At 49.4% G+C, this 575-nt stretch carries 1 protein-coding gene; it reads left to right on the top strand.

Translation table 11 applies throughout. The features are described from left to right. On the top strand, positions 1-575 hold a 575-nt coding region (locus ACWHAR_RS30190; protein WP_452088817.1), incomplete at both ends, for a 3'-5' exonuclease.

Here is a 575-nt window from a genome sequence, read left to right as displayed (position 1 = left end):
TTGACATTGCTGGCAGAGCATATCCCGCTTGCGGAAGATATAAAAGGCGCCCATATCTATGTGGATGGCTTTTATCAGTTTACACCGCAGGAATTCAGGGTGTTGGAGCAGCTTATGGTTCATGCGGAGCATATCACGTTTTCGCTCACAGCGGACAAGCCGTCATATGAGCGGGAGCCGCATGAACTGGAATTGTTCAGAATGACGGGGAAAACCTATTACCGCCTGCATCAGAAGGCGAAGGAACTGAATTTGGACATTACGTATAAAGAGCTGAGCCGGACTGAGCGGCATACAAAGACGCCGGAATTGGCGCATCTAGAGGCACAGTATGAAGCGCGTCCGGCCATTCCATACGCAGAAAAACAAGAAGCCCTTACTGTGATGCAGGCCGCAAACAGACGAGCTGAGCTGGAAGGCATTGCCCGGGAAATTCACGCCCTAGTCAGAGAGAAGGGATATCGCTATAAGGATGTAGCAATTCTTGCGCGCCAGCCGGAAGACTACAAGGATATGGTGAAGGAAGTTTTCGCAGATTACGAGATTCCTTATTTCATTGACGGAAAAGCATCTAT

The sequence above is a fragment of the Bacillus sp. LR--39 genome (assembly GCF_053613335.1).
The sequence above is the reverse complement of the archived record's forward strand: the minus strand, read 5'-3'. Positions and strand labels throughout refer to the sequence as shown.